17 protein-coding genes are annotated in these 18,111 nt (G+C 61.6%); 12 read left to right on the top strand and 5 right to left on the bottom strand.

Translation table 11 applies throughout. The annotated features are described in order from the left end of the window. Window position 1 precedes the first annotated feature (1 nt). Window positions 2-823: an ABC transporter permease gene (locus RRH01S_RS13300; RefSeq protein ID WP_007698060.1), complete on the top strand. Its 822-nt coding sequence runs from the start codon at window positions 2-4 to the stop codon at window positions 821-823. Window positions 824-827: 4 nt separating this feature from the next. Next, window positions 828-1,559 (top strand): aspartate/glutamate racemase family protein, encoded by a 732-nt coding sequence (locus tag RRH01S_RS13295; protein WP_012650408.1) that lies wholly within the window; start codon window positions 828-830, stop codon window positions 1,557-1,559. A gap of 23 nt (window positions 1,560-1,582) precedes the next feature. Here RRH01S_RS13295 and RRH01S_RS13290 read toward each other — a convergent pair whose 3' ends face one another. Both RRH01S_RS13290 and RRH01S_RS34410 read right to left on the bottom strand, forming a co-directional pair. Next, window positions 1,583-1,918, bottom strand: coding sequence for a DUF6665 family protein (locus RRH01S_RS13290; RefSeq protein ID WP_012650407.1), 336 nt, complete (start codon window positions 1,916-1,918; stop codon window positions 1,583-1,585). A gap of 17 nt (window positions 1,919-1,935) precedes the next feature. Continuing rightward, on the bottom strand, window positions 1,936-2,088 hold the full coding sequence (locus RRH01S_RS34410; RefSeq protein ID WP_007698087.1) for a hypothetical protein: 153 nt from the start codon (window positions 2,086-2,088) through the stop codon (window positions 1,936-1,938). A gap of 322 nt (window positions 2,089-2,410) precedes the next feature. Here RRH01S_RS34410 and RRH01S_RS13285 point away from each other — a divergent pair, with 322 nt between their 5' ends. The 9 genes from RRH01S_RS13285 (at window position 2,411) to RRH01S_RS13240 (ending at window position 12,792) form a co-directional block, all read left to right on the top strand. Next, window positions 2,411-3,403, top strand: coding sequence for an MsnO8 family LLM class oxidoreductase (locus RRH01S_RS13285; RefSeq protein ID WP_012650406.1), 993 nt, complete (start codon window positions 2,411-2,413; stop codon window positions 3,401-3,403). Window positions 3,404-3,429: 26 nt separating this feature from the next. Beyond that, the gene (locus RRH01S_RS13280; protein WP_012650405.1) at window positions 3,430-4,779 is read left to right on the top strand and encodes an LLM class flavin-dependent oxidoreductase; all 1,350 of its coding nucleotides are present in this window, start codon (window positions 3,430-3,432) and stop codon (window positions 4,777-4,779) included. Window positions 4,780-4,797: 18 nt separating this feature from the next. Next, window positions 4,798-5,985 (top strand): M20 aminoacylase family protein, encoded by a 1,188-nt coding sequence (locus tag RRH01S_RS13275; RefSeq protein WP_012650404.1) that lies wholly within the window; start codon window positions 4,798-4,800, stop codon window positions 5,983-5,985. A 25-nt stretch (window positions 5,986-6,010) separates the two neighbouring features. After that, window positions 6,011-6,535 (top strand): GNAT family N-acetyltransferase, encoded by a 525-nt coding sequence (locus RRH01S_RS13270; protein WP_012650403.1) that lies wholly within the window; start codon window positions 6,011-6,013, stop codon window positions 6,533-6,535. Window positions 6,536-6,574: 39 nt separating this feature from the next. Continuing rightward, window positions 6,575-8,353: an amino acid ABC transporter permease/ATP-binding protein gene (locus RRH01S_RS35140; RefSeq protein WP_012650402.1), complete on the top strand. Its 1,779-nt coding sequence runs from the start codon at window positions 6,575-6,577 to the stop codon at window positions 8,351-8,353. Between the two features lie 76 nt (window positions 8,354-8,429). Then, window positions 8,430-9,374: an ABC transporter substrate-binding protein gene (locus tag RRH01S_RS13255; protein ID WP_012650401.1), complete on the top strand. Its 945-nt coding sequence runs from the start codon at window positions 8,430-8,432 to the stop codon at window positions 9,372-9,374. A 77-nt stretch (window positions 9,375-9,451) separates the two neighbouring features. Beyond that, window positions 9,452-10,393, top strand: a complete 942-nt coding sequence (locus RRH01S_RS13250) for an ABC transporter substrate-binding protein (RefSeq protein ID WP_034516375.1) — start codon at window positions 9,452-9,454, stop codon at window positions 10,391-10,393. Between the two features lie 30 nt (window positions 10,394-10,423). Next, complete coding sequence (locus RRH01S_RS13245) at window positions 10,424-11,479, top strand: LLM class flavin-dependent oxidoreductase (RefSeq protein WP_012650399.1); 1,056 nt, start codon at window positions 10,424-10,426, stop codon at window positions 11,477-11,479. Window positions 11,480-11,727: 248 nt separating this feature from the next. Continuing rightward, complete coding sequence (locus RRH01S_RS13240) at window positions 11,728-12,792, top strand: glycosyltransferase family 2 protein (protein WP_012650398.1); 1,065 nt, start codon at window positions 11,728-11,730, stop codon at window positions 12,790-12,792. 28 nt (window positions 12,793-12,820) lie between these two features. Here the strand turns inward: RRH01S_RS13240 and RRH01S_RS13235 are convergent, their stop codons facing one another. The 3 genes from RRH01S_RS13235 to RRH01S_RS13225 are packed head-to-tail and all read right to left on the bottom strand — an operon-like array spanning window position 12,821 to window position 16,801. Beyond that, the gene (locus RRH01S_RS13235) at window positions 12,821-14,218 is read right to left on the bottom strand and encodes an LLM class flavin-dependent oxidoreductase (protein WP_012650397.1); all 1,398 of its coding nucleotides are present in this window, start codon (window positions 14,216-14,218) and stop codon (window positions 12,821-12,823) included. 37 nt (window positions 14,219-14,255) lie between these two features. After that, a complete protein-coding gene (locus RRH01S_RS13230) occupies window positions 14,256-15,323 on the bottom strand; it encodes an ABC transporter permease (RefSeq protein ID WP_012650396.1) in 1,068 nt (355 codons plus the stop codon). Then, complete coding sequence (locus tag RRH01S_RS13225) at window positions 15,320-16,801, bottom strand: sugar ABC transporter ATP-binding protein (protein ID WP_012650395.1); 1,482 nt, start codon at window positions 16,799-16,801, stop codon at window positions 15,320-15,322. Before RRH01S_RS13225 ends, RRH01S_RS13230 begins: the two co-directional genes overlap by 4 nt. 227 nt (window positions 16,802-17,028) lie before the next feature. On the opposite strand from RRH01S_RS13225, the gene RRH01S_RS13220 reads away from it, so the two are divergent. Then, window positions 17,029-18,075, top strand: coding sequence for a substrate-binding domain-containing protein (locus tag RRH01S_RS13220; RefSeq protein WP_012650394.1), 1,047 nt, complete (start codon window positions 17,029-17,031; stop codon window positions 18,073-18,075). Window positions 18,076-18,111: the final 36 nt, after the last annotated feature.

Here is an 18,111-nt window from a genome sequence, read left to right as displayed (position 1 = left end):
GATGAACCACGAAAAGCGCACCTTCGAATTCTACGTTCTGGCGATCTTTTTCATTGTCTTCGTGCTGTTTCTCTATGGCCCGCTTTCAGCGATCGTCATCCTCTCCTTCCAGGGGCCTGACGGCGGCCTGACCTTCCCGTTGAATGGCGTCTCCTTGCATTGGTTCGCCAACCTGTTCGAGAAACAGGCAGTCGGCGATTTCGGCGCCTCGTTCCAGCGGTCCTTTATCCTGGGCCTGATGGTCATGGTCGTTACCGTCGTCGTCTCGCTGCTGGCGGGCCTGGCCTTTCGCCGCCGCTTCCGCGGATCGTCGCTGCTGTTTTACGCGACTGTCGCCAGTCTCGTAGTGCCGTCCATCATCATTTCCCTCGGCATCGGCGTCGTCTTCCAACAAGGTGGCTTGCCTCCGGCCTGGTATTCCTCGGCCTTCGGCGCGCATCTGACCTGGACGCTGCCCTTCGGCGTGCTGATCATGTTCGCCGTCTTCAACCGTTTCTCACCGGCTTACGAGGAGGCAGCGCGCGATCTGGGCGCGAGTTCGTGGCAGACCTTTCGCCACGTCGTGCTGCCGATGATCGCGCCGAGCCTGATCGGTGTCGGCCTGTTCGGCTTTACGCTGTCTTATGACGAATTCGCGCGCACCCTGATGACCTCAGGCACCTACAACACGCTTCCCCTGGAAATCTACGGAATGACGACCAACGTCACCACGCCTGTGCTCTATGCGCTGGGAACGGTGACGACACTCTTCTCCTTCACTATCATTCTCGTCGCGCTCGGTATCATGACCATGCTCGGTCGCCGGCAGGCCAAGAAAAGCTGAGAACATGCGCTTATTGCTGATCAATCCAAACACCACCACGTCGATGACGGAAAAGGCGGCCGTCGCCGCACGCGCTGTCGCTGCAACCGGCACGGAGATCATCGCCGCGACATCGCGCATGGGACCGCCTTCCATCGAGGGATATTATGACGGGGCTCTTGCCGTTCCTGGCTTGCTCAGCGAACTCAAGGAACAACGCGCGTCGGGTTACGACGCGGCGATCATTTCCTGTTTCGACGATACCGGCCTCGAGGCGGCGCGTGCCTTTTCGGATGTGCCGGTTCTTGGGCTCTGCGAATCCGCCGTCGTGACGGCCGGTTTCCTGGCGCAGCGCTTTACGATCGTCACGACGCTGGAGCGCTCCCGCGTGCTGATCGACAATCTCGTCCGACACTATGGCATGGGTGGACGGGCGAAGGTCAGGGCCTCCGATATCGCGGTACTGGAGCTCGAGGATGGCGCGCCAGAAGCAATCGGCAAATTGCGGGCCGAGATCGAGCGAGCGCTTGACGAAGACGGGGCGGAGGCGATCGTGCTCGGCTGTGCCGGCATGGCCGACCTTACCCGCGAGCTGCAGGAAATATACGGTGTGCCCGTGATCGACGGCGTCGCGGCGGCGGTCAAGCAGGCCGAGGCGCTGGTCTCGCTGGGCCTTACAACCAGCAAACGCAGCTCCTACGCGGCGCCACTGCCCAAATCCTTTACCGGTACGATGAGCGATTTCTCGCCCGTTTGATCCCTATTTGACACGGCAGCACCTCACTCCTGTCGACGCACCACGCCGACCCTCGCGAGCACCTCGCTGGGGATCGCGTAACGTTGGATAAGATCACGACCATTTTTCAGCCCGCAGATTTCACGCTGGATGAAAAAGGACCAGACGGCATCGGCAGCTTTGTTCACAAGGCTTTCGCGCTCTGTTGCACTGTGACGTGCCGCGCTCCATGCCTGCAATTCCGCCAGCGCGGTTTCCACCTTTAGCCCGTGGCGCCCAAGGGAACTGGCGCGCTCGGCCATGAGTTCATATTCGAGAACGTTGAAACCGCTATCGGTTGAATGAAACTGCCTGAGAGATTGCGGTGGGCGAACGCTCATCGGATTTATCCTCAGCCTTACCGGGCCGGCGTACCAACGATCTGAAAATATCCCCAGGCGGCGGCAAACACCGCAAGCACGACAATGACGACGAGCAGTTTGCGCAGCCCGGGACGCGGTGCCTTGGGCGGCGGTTTCGGCTTTCGAAACTTGATGACGTTGTCGTTCATGTGTCCTCGGCTATCGAATATCTTCCACTGCCTAGTTCACCCGAATCCTTCCGGGGATCAAGAGAGTTTCGCGTCATTTCGGCACAGGACATCGCGGAACCGGGATACGCTTTTGCTGGCAATCCAACACGGATCGAGCATGCCGCCGATTGGCGACTTCTGAGCGAGATGCTCACGCCGAGCGTGCATGCATGCTTTGCAACTTATTTCCTCACTTGGCCGCGCGAAGAGAACGTCGTTTCTTATAATATATGCAGTCTACGTATTTTATAGACTATTGAAGCGGTGCCGCGGCACCGGTGCGATAATCGGATGACCCCACATGTCCTATCTCTTGAGCCTTCTCGACAAAAGCCCCATCGAAGCCGGTAAGAATGCCACGGATGCGCTGCGGGCAACCGCCAAGCTGGCCATCCGCGCTGAGGAGCTTGGCTATCACCGTTTCTGGGTGGCCGAGCATCATAATATGGCGAACCTGGCGAGTTCCGCGCCCGAGGCACTGATTGCCTATCTGCTTGCCAAAACATCGAAAATCCGCATCGGCTCCGGTGGCGTGATGCTGCAGCATTACAGCGCTTACAAGGTGGCGGAGACCTTCAATCTCCTGTCGTCGCTGGCCCCCGGCCGCGTCGACCTCGGCGTCGGCAAGGCGCCGGGCGGTTTTCCACTCTCGACGCGAGCTTTGCAGATAGCGGTCGATCCCCAGCGCAAACCGAGCTTTGCCGACCAGCTTACCGACATCAACACCTATCTTTCGGCGGAACCCCAGGCGAATGCCGCCATCGCCACGCCGCTTCCCTCGATTGCGCCCGATCGCTTTTTGCTGGGCGCTTCCGTTGAAAGTGCCGAACTGGCGGCAGCGAAGGGCTGGGAGCTGGTCTTCGCCGGCCATCTGAACGGGGACCCTGAGAACCTGCGTAAGACCTTTGAAGCCTATGAGAAGGCAAGCGGTGGCAAGAGCCCGATCCTGGCGCTGGCGGCCTTTGCCGCTGAGAGCGAGGAGCAGGCGCGCGAGCGTGTCGGCGATCTGCGCATCGTCAAGCTTTTCCTTCCGAACGGCCAGACCGTCAATGTCGGCAACGAGGAGCAGGCGGCCGAATTCGCCCGCCAGGCCGGCGTCAGCGACTACAGAACCGAAGAGAAGGTGCCGAGCGTGCTGCACGGCACGGCTCAACAGATCCGCAAGGAGCTTGACGAGCTTCACCGCCGCTACGGCGTCAAGGAATTCATTCTCGACACCCCGGCGCTACCGGCCGCCGAGCGTCTTGCCTCTATCGAGCTGCTCGCCAAGGAGCGGCTATCGCTCGCCGCCTGACATTCGCTTTGAAAAGGACTGATCCCATGGCTCAGAAACACGTCACATTCGGCATCATGCTGCAGGGTCCCGGCGGCCATATGAACGCCTGGAAGCATCCGAGCGGACCGGCCGACGCCAGCATCAATTTCGACTTCTTCGTCAAGACGGCGCGCAAGGCGGAGGAGGCGGGCATCGCCTTCGCCTTCGTTGCCGACGGCCTCTATATCAATGAGCAATCGATCCCGCATTTCCTCAATCGCTTCGAACCGATCACGATCCTGTCGGCGCTGGCCGCCTCGACCTCGAAGATCGGGTTGGTCGGCACGCTGTCGACCTCCTACAGCGATCCCTTCACCGTCGCCCGGCAATTTGCCTCGATCGACCTGATCAGCGGCGGCAGGGCCGGCTGGAATGCGGTGACGTCGCCGCTTGAAGGGTCCGGCCGCAACTACAGCCGCGAGCATCCCGAGCACGAACTGCGCTACGAGATCGCCGAGGAATATATCGACGCGATCAAGGGGCTCTGGGACTCCTGGGATGATGACGCCTTTGTCCGCGACCGCGAGACCGGCGTTTATGCCGACAAGACCAAGATGCATCGCCTCGATCATAAGGGCCGCTTCTTCCGCATCGAAGGGCCGCTGAATATCGGCCGCTCCAAACAGGGCCAGCCGGTCGTCTTCCAGGCGGGGGCCTCGGATTCGGGCATCCGGCTTGCCGGCAAGCATGCCGACGCTGTCTTCACCAATGGCGGGCCGATCGAGGATGCGCAGGTCTTCTATCGCCAGCTCAAGGACAGCGTGATCGCACAGGGCCGCAGTGCGGCGGAAGTCGGCATCTATCCGGGGATCGGGCCGATCGTCGGCGCGACGAAGGAGGAGGCGGAAGCGAAATATCAGGCGATCCGCAATCTCGTCACCATCGAGGAGGCGCTGCTCTATCTCGGTCGCTTCTTCGATCATCACGATTTCAGCGCCTATCCGCTGGATGAGCCGTTCCCCGATCTTGGCGATATCGGCCGCAATAATTTCCGCGCCACTACTGATCGCATCAAGAAGACCGCGCGGGAGAAGGGACTGACGCTGCGCCAGGTCGCACTCGATTCCGCAACGCCGCGCACGGCCTTCATCGGCACGGCGGAGCATATTGCCGATGAGATCATCCGCTGGGTGGATCAGGATGCCGCCGATGGCTTCATCCTCGGCTTCCCCGTGATCGCCGAAGGCTTTGACGACTTCGCCAAGCATGTCCTGCCGATCCTCACCGAACGCGATTACTTCGACCCGGTACTGAAGGGCTCGACGCTGCGAGATCATCTCGGGCTGCCCTATCGCGAAAGCCGCTATGCGGGCGCGAAGGACGAAGCCGAACAGGGAAGGGCGATCCGTGCCTGAGGCGCGGACGATCAAGCCATGAACGTCATTTCCCAGCATCATCGACCGGCGGACGACATCGAAAAGGGGATCGCCTCCTTCATCGACGAGATCATCGAGCTTCGCCATGATCTGCACCGCTATCCGGAGCTTGCCTTCCAGGAACTACGGACCAGCAAGATCGTCGCCTCTCTCCTTTCCTCCTGGGGTTATGAGGTGACGACTGGTGTCGGCGGCACCGGCGTCGTCGCTACCCTTCGGGGCGGCGACGGCGAAAAGCGCATCGGTATCCGGGCGGATATGGACGCCCTGCCGATCGAGGAGGCGACGGATCTTCCCTATGCCAGCGACAACCCCGGTGTCATGCATGCCTGCGGCCATGACGGGCATACGTCGATCCTGCTGGCTGCGGCGCGCTATCTCGCCGAGACCTGCCGTTTCTCCGGCGTGCTAACGCTGATCTTCCAGCCGGCCGAAGAGATCGGTGCCGGTGCTCGGAAGATGATCGCCGACGGGCTTTTCGAACGGTTTCCGGTCGATGCAGTCTTCGGCCTGCACAATTGGCCGGGCGTACCCACAGGGCAATTCGGTTTCGTCGCCGGCCCGGCTATGGCCTCGGTCGACCAGGCGGTGATCCGCATTATCGGCAAGGGCGGCCATGGGGCCGAACCGCACAAGTCGGTCGATCCGATCTTGGCGTCGGCTTCCTTCATCACGGCGTTGCAAAGCGTCGTGTCGCGCAATGTCGATCCCCAGGATATGGCGGTCGCCACCGTCGGTTCGATCCATGCCGGCTCCGCCTCGAACGTCATCCCGGAAAGCGTCGAGCTGAAGCTGACCATGCGCGCCTTCAGCGAGACGGTTCGCCAGCAATTGCAACAGCGTATTCCCGCACTCGCCCGCGCCCAGGCCGAAAGCTTTGGCGCACAGGCGGACGTGCATTATCGCCTCGGCTTTCCGGCCCTCATCAACCATCGAGATAAGACGGATTTCGCTCGCGCGGTCGCACTGGAGGCCTTCGGTGAGGCGCAGGTCGCCAAGGATTTCCGGCCGCGTACCGCAAGCGAGGATTTCGCCTTCATGCTGCTGGAGCAACCGGGCAGCTACCTCTTCGTCGGTAACGGCGACAGCGCTCCTCTGCACAGCGCCCACTACAATTTCGACGACACGATCATAGCGCCCGCCGCCCGCTACTGGGTGCGGCTGGTCGAGACCTTTCTTTCATAGTGACCACAACAGGACGGCTGATGAGATGAGTGACAGCTTTCTCTACACGACCCCTCTCGACCCGCGCGCCAAGCCGCTGATCGACGAGCTGATCCACGAATATGACAGCCGCTACGGCAACTATTTCAGTGCCGAGGGCGCGGCGGCCGAACTCAATCGCTATCCGCCCGAGTATTTTGCACCACCGGACGGCAATTTCCTGCTTCTCATCCGCGACGGCGAAACCATCGGCGGCGGTGCGTTCAAGCGCTACGACGAGCGCACTGCCGAATTCAAGCGCATCTGGACCCGTCACGATCTGCGCCGGCAGGGGTTGGCACGCAAGGTTCTTGTCGAGCTGGAATCACAGGCGGCCCGCCAGGGCTATTCCCGCATCTATCTCACCACCGGCTTTCGCCAGCCGGAGGCCGTCGGTCTCTACCTTGGCTACGGCTACACCGCGCTGTTCGATCAGACCGTCGATCCGGAAATCCACAAGACGCTGCCCTTCGAAAAGGATGTCAGCCATCTGATTGAGCCGGAGCTGCGGGTGGCCGGTGGCAACAGGTGAAAGCGGCAACAGACCGATAATCCATAAAAGGGAAATATCATGGCACTGACGACAGATTTCGCCGGGATCGATCCCGGTAGCCGGATCGCCGATCAAAAGCAGGATCATTCCCGCTACCGGATCGTGCCGGCGCGTCATCCCGCCCGGCTGGCGGGCACCGTTTTCGCCGCTGTCGTCATCGCCGCCGTACTCTATTCCACCTTCACCAATCCGCGCTGGGGTTGGGGCGTCTTTGCCGAATGGTTCTTCGCCGAACCCGTTCTCGTCGGCCTCGGCAGAACGCTGCTTCTGACCGTACTGGCCGCCATTTCCGGCTCGATCCTCGGTACGGCGCTGGCGCTTGCCCGCGTTTCCAAGTCGCCGCTGCTGTCTGGTCTCTCCTGGGGCTATATCTGGCTGTTGCGCTCGATCCCGATGATCGTGCTGTTGCTGGTGCTGAACAATCTCGGCTATCTCTACGAGACCATCAAGATCGGCATCCCCTTCACGGACACGGTCTTTATCGACTATCCGACAGTGCAGCTGTTGACGCCCTTCGCCGCCGCCTTTCTGGGACTGACGCTCAATCAGTCGGCCTTCTTTGCCGAGATCGTGCGTGGTGGCATCCTCTCGGTCGATCAGGGGCAGTTGGAGGCGGCGTCCGCCCTTGGCCTGTCGCGCCGCCGCCAGGCCTTCCGTATCGTCTTGCCGCAGGCCATGCGCTCGATCCTGCCGACCGGCTTCAACGAGATCATCGGACTAGCGAAGAGCACGTCCATGGTCTACGTGCTCGCACTGCCGGAACTGTTCTATACGGTCCAGGTCATTTATCGCCGCAACCTCGAAGTCATCCCGCTGCTGATGGTAGCGACCGTCTGGTATCTGATCATCATGACGGTGCTGTCGATCGCGCAGTACTATATCGAGCGCTATTTCTCCAAGGGTGCCGTGCGCAACCCGACGCCGCTCCCGTTCCAGGCCTTCTTCACCAGCTTCCGGCGCCCTCTGCCATTGCTTGGGGCAACGACAGATGTCGTGCGCAAAACCGGCTTCAGCGATGTAGCAAGCCTCAGGGCGTCCGGCGGTGCCGTGCGTATTCACGGCATTTCGAAGAGTTTCGGCGCTCTGAAGGTGCTCGACAATGTCGAACTCAATCTTCCGTCCGGCAGCGTCACCGCCATCCTCGGCCCCTCCGGCTCCGGCAAGTCGACCTTGCTGCGCGCCATCAATCATCTGGAGCGAGTCGACAGCGGCTTCATCTCGATCGACGGCGATTTTATCGGCTATCGGCAGAAGGGCGACACGCTCTATGAGCTGAAGGAGAAGGACATTCTCAAAAGCCGCGCCGATATCGGCATGGTCTTTCAGAGCTTCAATCTCTTCCCGCATCTGACGGTGCTGGAAAACCTCATCGAGGCTCCAATCCAGGTGCGCGGTATCAGCCGCGAGGAAGCCGTGCAACTGGCGCAGGAACTGCTCGCCCGCGTCGGTCTCAGCGACAAGATCAACGCCTATCCGCGCCAATTGTCCGGCGGCCAGCAACAGCGTGTCGCCATCGCCCGCGCACTGGCGCTGCGCCCCAAGGTGCTGCTCTTCGACGAACCGACCTCGGCGCTCGATCCGGAACTGGTCGGCGAAGTGCTCGACGTCATCAAGGAACTCGCCCGTACCGGCACGACGCTCGTCATCGTCACCCATGAGGTCGGTTTTGCCCGCGAGGTTGCTGACACGGTGGTCTTCATCGAAGGCGGCCACATTCTCGAGGTCGGCCCACCATCCAGAATCTTCAATGACGCCGAACATCCGCGCACGCGCGAGTTCCTGGCAAAAGTTCTCTAGCGAAAACCGGCCCCACTTCGCGAAAGGAAGAAAGCATGCGCAACCACAACCCTAGAATGAAAAGAAGGTAAGCTACATGACTGTCTTCAAGAAAACGACATCCCTGGTGGCCGGCGTGATTGCCGTGGCCGTGTTCGGGCTCAGCTCCGCCTATGCAGCGGAAAAGTTCAATCTCAGCCCTGATACGTCAAATCGGATTCGTGCCGAAAAAGACGAAGCTGCGATCAAGGCGATCGCGCCGGACTTCAAATTCGTCAACCCTGGCAAGTTCACGGTGGCGATCAACCCCTGGGATCCGCCGGTCGCAACCTATGCCACCGACGCCAAGACGGTGGTCGGTACCGATCCCGAGATCGCACAGCTGCTCGCGGATTCGCTCGGCCTGCAGCTGGACCTTGTATCAGTTGCCTGGGAGGATTGGCCGCTGGGTGTCTCCTCCGGCAAATATGATGCCGTCGTCAGCAATGTGACCGTCACCGAGGAGCGCAAGCAGAAGTTCGATTTCTCCACCTATCGCAAGGATGTGCTCGGCTTCTACGTCAAGGCCGACAGCAAGATCACCGCGATCAAGGAGCCGAAGGATGTCGCCGGCCTCAAGGTCATTACCGGCGCCGGCACGAACCAGGAGAAGATCATCCTGGAGTGGGACCGCGAGAATGTCGCTGCTGGCCTGAAGCCGGTCGAGGTGCAGTATTACGACGACCGCGCCGCCGCCGATCTGGCGATCCAGTCGGGCCGCGCCGACGTCGAGTTCAACCCGAACGCCACGCTCGCCTATAGCGCCTCCATCAAGGGCAACACCAAGCTGGTCGGTACTCTCAGCGGCGGCTGGCCGCTGACGGCCGAGATCGCGGTCACGACGCGCAAGGGCGCTGGTCTTGCGGATGCGGTCACCATCGCGCTCAACGACCTGATCAAGGACGGCAAATACGGTGAGGTGCTGAAGCGCTGGAGCCTCACTTCAGAGGCCATCGACAAGTCGCGAACCAATCCGCCCGGCCTGCCGAAGAGCGGTTCGTAATCAGTTCGGAAGTGACAGACGGCCGGCTCCGCGAAAGCGTGAGCCGGCCTTCATGAAGATAGAATATGGAGACTATTATGACAGGCATACCGGCCATCCGGGCATGTTCATTCGTTTTGATGATGACGGCGCTGACGTCTTTCGGCACGGCCCGCGCCGATGATCTGAGTTTCGACCTGAGCCCGGAGCAGCCGGGCCGCATTCATGTCGAGCGGGACGAAAAAGCCATCGCCGCCATCCCGAAAGGTTTCACGTTCGTGACGCCCGGCACGCTCACGGTTGCCGTCGCGCCAGGCGGCCCGCCGCTTGCCACCTACGCGACAGACGCCAGGACCGTGGTTGGTGCCGATCCGGACATCGCCACTGTCATCGCCGACAGCCTCGGGCTGAAGCTGGAACTGGTGCCGGTTGCCTGGATCGATTGGCCGCTAGGCCTCACCTCAGGCAAATATGATGCCGTGATCTCCAATGTCGGCGTCACCGAGCAGCGCAAGGAGAAATTCGATTTCTCCACCTATCGCCAGGGCCTGCACGGCATTTACGTCAAGTCGGACAGCAAGATCGGCTCGATCAAGGAGCCGAAGGATGCGGCGGGCCTCAAGTTCATCGTCGGTGCCGGCACCAATCAGGAACGCATCCTGCTAGAATGGAGCAAAGAGAATGTCGCCGCAGGGCTGAAGCCGCTGGAGCTGCAATATTATGACGACGATGCTGCGAGCTTGCTGGCACTGGCGTCCGGTCGCGCCGATGTGATCGTCCAGCCGCATGCGCAGCTCGTCTACATCGCCGCGCGCGACAAGAACATCAGGAGCGTCGGCACACTGAGCGCCGGCTGGCCGGATCGTTCCGATGTCGCTGTGACCACGCGCAAGGGGAGTGGCCTGGCCGACGCCTTGACCGTCGCCACCAACGACCTGATCGCCAACGGCACCTACGGCAAGGTCCTCGACCAATGGCATCTGGCGGAGGAAGCCCTCCCGAAGTCGGAAACCAATCCGCCCGGCCTGCCGAAATATTGATCGCCAGAACGCGTAAATGGGAGTGATGACATGAGCGGCCGCAAGATCTCAATCAACCATATCGGCTTCCTGACCCCTGGAAACTATCCCGACGACGATCCGCTGGCGGGATTGGAACAGACGCTGCAGCAACTGCGATATGGCGAGGAGCTGGGCTTTGACAGCGCCTGGGTCCGGCAGCGGCATCTGGAGCCCGGCATTTCGTCGGGTAGTGCCTTCCTAGCGGCTGCAACCCAGCGAACCAGCCGCATCCAGCTGGGCACGGCGGTGATCCCGATCGGCTATGAAAGCCCTTACCGGCTGGCCGAGGACCTCGCCACCGTCGATGTCCTGTCGCGCGGGCGGTTGAACATTGGCGTCAGCGCCGGCCGGCCGCTGCATGCCGACCTAATCGCGCCGCTGGTCTTCGACGGTGACTGGGAGAGCAATGATTTCTCCCATGATCGCGTCTTGCGCTTTGCCGACAATCTGCGCGGCGCGCCTCTCGGCGACGAGCAGACCTTCATCAAGACGCCCTTCGGCCCGATCCGGCCGCGCCTGCAGCCCTATGCCAAGGGGCTGATCGATCGGATCTGGTATGGCGGTGGATCGCAGCGCTCGGCCGAATGGGCCGGGCGCAACGGCTTCAACCTATTGACCGGCAATGTGATCACAGGCGAGGGAACCGACGACTTCCTCGTTGCTCAGTCCCGGTTGATCGAGACTTATCGTGCCGCCGCCGGAAGCCGGGGTCGTGTCGCGCTAGGGCGCGTCATCGTGCCGTTCGACAGTGCCGATGCCGCCACCCGTCGCCGGTATCAGGACTATGCCGCCGGCCGCCATGAGCGGACGCTGACGCCACAAGGCGAGCGGCGCACCCTGTTTGCCCGAGATATCATCGGTACCTCGGAGGAAATCTTGGAGCAGCTTTTCGCCGATCCTGTCTTACCCAAGGTCAGCGAGCTGCGGCTGGAACTGCCTTATGAGTTCGAGCACGAGCAATACCGCCAGATCCTCCATGACTTCGTCACGCGGATTGCGCCGGAGCTAGGCTGGTCAGGCGCGGGCTCGACTGCATCCGGCAAAGACGAAAAACGCTACGCCTGAGCCCGACGCCCGGTTGATCGGTGTCCATTCATGGCGTTTTGAGGCCATTGCCATTCAAAAGCCACAAAGCTGCCAAGTCTGGCAACAGTACAGACAAGTTCAGACTTCGTCTTCGCCACCCGTCGGGCAGCACGTCCGTGACAACAGCTTCTCCATGTTGAGGAGCTGTGCTTCCCGAAACGGGTTTTTCCAAGGACCTGAATGAGAAGGTTCGCCGCGACCAAAGCAGAATTGCGAGGTTCAATGCGATGCACTCCATCCCAGACCGTGCTTCCGTTTCCATCATCATCTCGAACTACAATTACGCACGCTTCCTTCGCCGCGCTGTCGGCAGCGCGTTGGAGCAGGACTACGACAATGTGGAGGTCATCGTCGTCGACGATGCCTCTACCGATAACTCCGCCGAGGTCATTGCTTCCTACGGATCAAGCATCAAGGCGTGCCTGAAAGAAGCCAATGGCGGGCACGGCGGCGCGTTCAATACCGGTTTTGCCGCAAGTAGCGGTGAGATCGTCCTCTTTCTTGACGCCGACGATTATCTCTACCCGAATGCGGTGTCCGAAATCGTCAATGCTTGGGAAGACGACACAGTCCAGGTGCAATTCCGATTGCACCTCGTCGACGAGGACCAACAGGTCAAAGATATCTTTCCGCCTTCCGAGCTGCCGTTCGATTCCGGCGACGTCACCTCGAAACTGTTGCAGAGAGGACGTTACCAGACCACCGTCACCAGCGGCCTCGCTTTCAAGCGCACGGTTTTGGAAGCGGTCATGCCGGTTCCGGAAACAGATTTCCGACAGGGCGCCGATGGTTATCTCGTCACGGTGGCGCCTCTCCATGGAAAGGTAACGTCGATCGAGACCTGTCTCGGCGCCTACCGCATTCATGGCGCCAATCATTCGGTCTTCGCGGAGAAGCTCGGCCAACGCGCACGCTGGCGCATGGAGCATGATTTTCACCGTATGGACGCCTTGTCCGATCAGGCCGCCGAAGTCGGCCTGACAGTGCCGCAGGACGTCAACCTCCATGATCCCGTCCATCTGGAAGAGCGTCTGGCGTCGCTCTGCATGGATAGCTCGAAGCATCCGATGACCAGCGATTCCAGATTTACCCTCGGCACCGCCGGCGCCGTGGCCAGTATGGAAATGAATGCATCCCTACGCCGCCGCGCGGTGCTCGCGGCGTGGTTTCTGTCCGTCGGCGTCCTTCCCCGGCGCATGGCGAAAGCAGTGCTGTCGTGGAAGCTCGTCGCCTCGTCGAGGCCCGCCTTCCTGCTGCGCATTTCGAAGACCATCCGCCATGCGGTTGGGTAGGCCAAGAGATAGCGGTGCGGTTGCGCCGCTATCTCGCCACGGCCCTTGCGATCCGCTCCTCGTTCAAGTTCCGATAGCAGGCGCCCGGATGCGGCGCCTGCAGCCGTGGCCCCTTGCCGCCCAGCTTTTCCCGCAGCGTTCCCTGGCGATAGTCGGTCTTGTAGACGCCGCGCTTCTGCAGCTCCGGCACGAGCAGGTTGACGGCATCCTCAAAGCTTTCCGGCGTCACGGCATAGGCGAGGTTGAAGCCATCCACATCTGTATCCTCGACCCATTCCTGCAGAAGATCAGCGACCGTTTCCGGCGAGCCGACGAAGACCGGGCCGAAGCCACCGATACCAACCCAGTCCGCCATTTCGCGCACGGTCCAGACCTTGTCAGGATCGATGGTGGTGAAGGTTTCGACGGCTGATTGCACGGCGTTGGTATAGCGGTGCCTCAGCGGTTCGTCGGGCGCGAACTGGCCGAAATCGATGCCTGTCCAGCCGGAAATCAGCGTCTGCGCGCCTTCATAGGAGACATATTTGCGATATTCGTCGAACTTCTTTTTTGCCTCCGCATCCGTCTCGCCGAGGATGACGGTCTGTAGGTTAAAGGCGAGGATTTCGCGCGGATTGCGGCCTACCCGTTCCGCCGCCTCGCGGACATTGGCGACGTAGCGCTTCAACACTGGCTTCGACGGTGCGGCAACGAAGATGCATTCGGCATGTGCGCCGGCGAAATCCTTGCCGCGGCTTGAGGCACCGGCCTGGTAGAGGACAGGCGTGCGCTGCGGCGACGGCTCGCTCAGATGAATGCCCGGCACGGTGAATTGCCTGCCGACATGATGGATCGGATGAACCTTTTCCGGATGGGTGAAGATACCAGCCTCGCGGTCGCGCACCACGGCATCGTCCTCCCAGCTTCCTTCCCAGAGCTTGTAGCAGACCTCGAGATATTCCTCGGCAAGGTCGTAGCGATCGTCATGCTTCGTTTGCGCCGCCTGGCCGACATTCAGCGCGCCGCTGTTCAAATAGGAGGTGACGATATTCCAGCCGACGCGGCCTTTGGTCAGATGGTCGAGCGTCGAGATGCGGCGGGCGAAAGTATAGGGATGCTCGAAAGAGAGCGATGCCGTCAGCCCGAAGCCGAGATGCTCTGTGACATAGGCCATGGTGGGAATGAGCTGCAGCGGATCGTTGACCGGCACCTGCGCCGAATGGCGAAGAGCTGCATCGACATTGCCATTCAGCACGTCGTAGACCCCGAGCACGTCAGCGATGAACAGGCCGTCGAACTTGCCGCGCTCCAGCGTCTTGGCGAGGTGGACCCAGTAATCCAGATCCTTGTACTTCCACGACTGATCGCGCGGATGCCGCCAGAGGCCGGGGGACTGGTGACCGACACAGTTCATGTCAAAGGCGTTCAGCCTGATTTCGCGGCTCATTTTCTGCTCCTTGTGGGGTCGGAGGTAGGGCGGGATGTCAGGGATTGGCGCGGCCGAGGCCGTAGGTCAGGGCGAGCGCTCCGACGAGCACGGCGCCCTTGACAAAATCCTGGGTGTAATAGGGGGCGTTCAGCATGGTCAGTCCGTTGAGCAACACGCCGACGAAGACTGCCCCGACGAGCGTGCCGAGCACGTTTGGCCGGCGCAGGCCCAACACAGCAAAGCCGATCAGCGAGGCGGCGACAGCATCCATCAGCAGCGAACCGCCGGAGGAGACATCGCCGCGGCCAACACGCGCGGCAATGACGATACCGCCGAGCGAGGCGAGCGTGCCGGATATAACATAGGCCAGCGTCTTCAGCCGCGTCGTGGAGGCACCCGCCAGCCGCGTCGCCACCTCGTTGCCGCCGGTGGCGAAAAGCAGGCGGCCGATACGGGTCCGCTCGGTCAGCACGAAGAGGACCAGGGCAACCAGGATCATCAGCACGACGGAAACCGGCACGACGCCGAACAGGCTATAGCGGCCGATCAGCAGGAAGCTTGGATCATAGCTGCCGGCGGCCTTGGAACCGTTGGGCAAGATCAGCCCGGAGGAGATCGAGCGTCCGGCGGTCGGGATCAGCTGCAGGCCGGAGAGCAGGAACATCATCGACAGCGTCGCCAGCAGGTCCGGCACTCTCAGTCGGACAATGATGAAGGCGTTGATCAGGCCGATCGCGGCACCGAAGGACAGCACCAGTGGCACGGTGGCGTAGACATCAAGTTGCCAGACAATCATCGCGTAGCTTGCGGCCATGACGCTCGAGGCGGCGACTGCGCCAATTGAGAGATCGAACCCGCCGACGGCAAGCGTCACGGTGACGCCGGCGCCAAGGATGGCGACGACGGAGACCGCTTGCAGGATGCTCATGAGATTGTTGAGGTTGATGAAGGCGGGCTGGGCGGCCGTGAAGCCGATGATAAGTGCCGCGAGCAGGATGAAGACCGCCCCGGAGCGCAGGACGGCGCTGATGTTGGCAAGCCAGTCGATTATCGGATTGACGGCGGCTGCCGTCTCGGCCCGTTCCGCCGGCTGCGGGAAGCTGTCATTGTCAACGGATGTCATGCGGGGATGTCCTCAAGGGTGTCTGGGGTCGTAGCGCTGGCGACAGGGCTCAGGCTATGCCGGTCGATCACGAGAATGCGGTCGGCCACCTCGTAGGCCTCCTCCGGGTCCGAGGTGGCAATCAGCGTGGCGCGATCGCTGCGGCTGCGTATGGCTTGGATGATGTCATGCCGGGCGCCGACATCGACGCCCTGAAAGGGTTCGTCGAGCAGCAGAAGCCGGCTTTGTTCGGGCTCCCAACGCGCCAGCACCACCTTCTGCTGGTTGCCGCCCGAGAGCGTCCAGACGGAGGCGAGGGGACCCGGAGCCTTGATCCGCAAACGGTCGATCGCCTTTTCCGCCTCCTGCCGCTCGCGATTGCCGAAGAGGAAACCATTCGGGTACCAGCGGCTGAGATGCGGCAGGCTGATGGTAGCGGCGACCGAATTGCCGGGCCAGGCGACTGGCATCAGCGAAGAGCGGTGCCGGTCTTCAGCGGCCATGGCGACACCGGCGGCAATTGCCTGTGCCGGATTTCTCGGCCGATAGGGCTTACCGTCCAAGTGCATGTCGCCCCCGACGAGCGGGTTGAGGCCGAAGATCGCGGAGAGCAGGCGGCTCTTTCCCGCGCCGAGCACGCCGGTAATGGCGACGACTTCCCCTTCGCGAAGCGAGAGATCGAATGGGATGGCGTTCGGCACCAGCCGTGCATTGCGCATGTCGAAGACCGGCTTGCCACCGATATCGCGCGCACCTGGTCGTGCCGACTCCAGCTTGCGGCCGATCATCGTCTCGATGGCGGCCGGGAAATCGATCGGGCGCGTGAAGGAGCCGACAACGCGCCCGCCGCGCATGACCAGCGCGCGATCCGCGATCGCATCCAGATCTGCCGTACGATGGGAGATATAGAGGATCGCCAGCCCCTGGCTTTTCAACCGCAGGAGAATATCGAACAGACGGCGGCTTTCCTGCCCCGACAGGCTTGCTGTGGGTTCGTCGAGGATCAGCAAGTCCGCCTGATCGGCAAGTGCACGCGCAACCGCCACCAATTGCCGGTCTGCCGCCGGCAGATCGCCGAAGTCCCGATCGAGCGGCAGGGAAAAGCCCGCGACATCCAATATGGCTTGTGCCTCTGTGCGGATGCCCGCGCGCGAAACGAAGAACGGTATCCGGCGATCCGCGTAGCGCGGCAGCAGCAATGCGTCCGCGACCGTCAAACCAGGAGCGCCGACAAGGTCGGTCGACTGATGGACGGTGACGACTCCGGCTTTGGTCGCTTCAGCCGGGGTCGCCGGCGCGAAACTATGCCCCTTGAACCTGATATTGCCGTCGTCGGCGGCCAGCGAGCCAGCCAGAATCTTCACCAGCGTCGATTTGCCGGCGCCGTTTGCGCCCATCAAGGCGACGATCTCACCCCGCTCGATAGACAGCGTCGCATCGGCAAGCGCACGCGTCGAACCAAAGTTGCGCGTCAGATTTTCGACTTGGAGCAGGGGCATGCAGTCTTTTCCGGTTTCACCCGATAATGCCCCGGGGCGCCGCCGAACTTCCAGGCACGCCATTTCCGGGACAAAGCCGGAGATGGAACAAAGAATCTCCGGAAGCGGCAAAATTCAGATCATTTACTCTACTAAAAACATAGAGATTATTTCTAATAGATTGACGCGTCGCCGGGAACCCGTTGCCCATCAGACGACGCTCTCGATTGACTAAAAGGAACGCGACGATGAAATCTCTCGTACGGCTCGCACTGTCGGCTGCCGTCATTCCATTCGTCTTCTTGCAGCCGGCCCATGCCGATGGCATTGCGGGCGCACCGGCCCCCTTCGACAAGGGCGGCGTCAAGCTGGCGCTGATCAGCTACATCTCCGCCGGCGATTTCTTCCAGGCCTATCAGGCAGGCGCTGAAGCGCAGGCCAAGGCGCTCGGCATCGATCTTCGCGTATTCCCCGGTCGCCAGGACGCAGCCGAACAGCGCGAGCAGATCCTGCAGGCCGTCAATCTCGGCGTCAGCGGCATCGTCATCGATCACGGTCTGCCGGAATCGCTGGGTGACGTCGTGCAGCAGGCGCTCGACAAGGGCATCAAGGTCGTCGCTTTCGACGTCAATCTCAACAATCCGAAGATCCCCCAGGTCGAGCAGAGCGACCATGAACTGGCGCAACAGGCGCTCGACCAGGTGGTGAAGGACAACGGCAAGAGCTTTGCCGCCGGTTACGTCTATGTCGCGGGCTTCGCCCCGCTCGATCGCCGCAACGAAGTCTGGGACAAGTTCAAGGCCGCCAATCCCGGCGTCGTCGAAAAGGCGCGCTTCGGCAATGTCAGCGACACGACCGCCACCAGCACCGCCGATCAGGCCAAGGCGGTCTTGACCGCCAATCCGGATATCAAGGTGGTGTTCGCGCCCTATGACGAATTCGCTCGCGGTGTGAAACTCGCAGCCGGCGACCTTGGCATCTCCGACAAGATCAAGATCTATTCCGCCGACGTCTCAACGGCCGATATCCAGGAGATCGTCGAGCCGGGAAGCCCCTGGGTCGCGACGGCCGCCACCAATCCCGCCGTCGTCGGCGCGGTTTCCATCCGTGCGGCGGCGCTGCAGATCGCCGAACAGGACGTTCCGCACCAGATCACCGTCAAGCCGACGCTTCTGACCCAGGAGAGCCTGCGTGCAGCCGGCGTCAAGACTATCGAGGATCTGGCAGCCAAGATCCCAGCGTTCAGCACCAGCGACGCGGTAACGGCAAGCTGGATTCCAGCCAAGCTGTTCTGAACAGGCAACAGGACTTATGCGGCGGGCCATTTTGGG

It is taken from the genome of Rhizobium rhizogenes NBRC 13257, from assembly GCF_000696095.1.
GTDB lineage: Bacteria > Pseudomonadota > Alphaproteobacteria > Rhizobiales > Rhizobiaceae > Rhizobium > Rhizobium rhizogenes.
The sequence above is the reverse complement of the archived record's forward strand: the minus strand, read 5'-3'. Positions and strand labels throughout refer to the sequence as shown.

Coding starts and splice junctions, on each gene's coding strand:
- RRH01S_RS13225 (WP_012650395.1), bottom strand. CDS start 16,801: ATGCCCCTGCTCCAAGTCGAAAATCTGACGCGCAACTTTGGTTCGACG.
- RRH01S_RS13300 (WP_007698060.1), top strand. CDS start 2: ATGAACCACGAAAAGCGCACCTTCGAATTCTACGTTCTGGCGATCTTT.
- RRH01S_RS13235 (WP_012650397.1), bottom strand. CDS start 14,218: ATGAGCCGCGAAATCAGGCTGAACGCCTTTGACATGAACTGTGTCGGT.
- RRH01S_RS13230 (WP_012650396.1), bottom strand. CDS start 15,323: ATGACATCCGTTGACAATGACAGCTTCCCGCAGCCGGCGGAACGGGCC.
- RRH01S_RS13270 (WP_012650403.1), top strand. CDS start 6,011: ATGAGTGACAGCTTTCTCTACACGACCCCTCTCGACCCGCGCGCCAAG.
- RRH01S_RS34410 (WP_007698087.1), bottom strand. CDS start 2,088: ATGAACGACAACGTCATCAAGTTTCGAAAGCCGAAACCGCCGCCCAAG.
- RRH01S_RS13250 (WP_034516375.1), top strand. CDS start 9,452: ATGACAGGCATACCGGCCATCCGGGCATGTTCATTCGTTTTGATGATG.
- RRH01S_RS13295 (WP_012650408.1), top strand. CDS start 828: ATGCGCTTATTGCTGATCAATCCAAACACCACCACGTCGATGACGGAA.
- RRH01S_RS13280 (WP_012650405.1), top strand. CDS start 3,430: ATGGCTCAGAAACACGTCACATTCGGCATCATGCTGCAGGGTCCCGGC.
- RRH01S_RS13285 (WP_012650406.1), top strand. CDS start 2,411: ATGTCCTATCTCTTGAGCCTTCTCGACAAAAGCCCCATCGAAGCCGGT.
- RRH01S_RS13275 (WP_012650404.1), top strand. CDS start 4,798: ATGAACGTCATTTCCCAGCATCATCGACCGGCGGACGACATCGAAAAG.
- RRH01S_RS13220 (WP_012650394.1), top strand. CDS start 17,029: ATGAAATCTCTCGTACGGCTCGCACTGTCGGCTGCCGTCATTCCATTC.
- RRH01S_RS13290 (WP_012650407.1), bottom strand. CDS start 1,918: ATGAGCGTTCGCCCACCGCAATCTCTCAGGCAGTTTCATTCAACCGAT.
- RRH01S_RS35140 (WP_012650402.1), top strand. CDS start 6,575: ATGGCACTGACGACAGATTTCGCCGGGATCGATCCCGGTAGCCGGATC.
- RRH01S_RS13240 (WP_012650398.1), top strand. CDS start 11,728: ATGCACTCCATCCCAGACCGTGCTTCCGTTTCCATCATCATCTCGAAC.
- RRH01S_RS13245 (WP_012650399.1), top strand. CDS start 10,424: ATGAGCGGCCGCAAGATCTCAATCAACCATATCGGCTTCCTGACCCCT.
- RRH01S_RS13255 (WP_012650401.1), top strand. CDS start 8,430: ATGACTGTCTTCAAGAAAACGACATCCCTGGTGGCCGGCGTGATTGCC.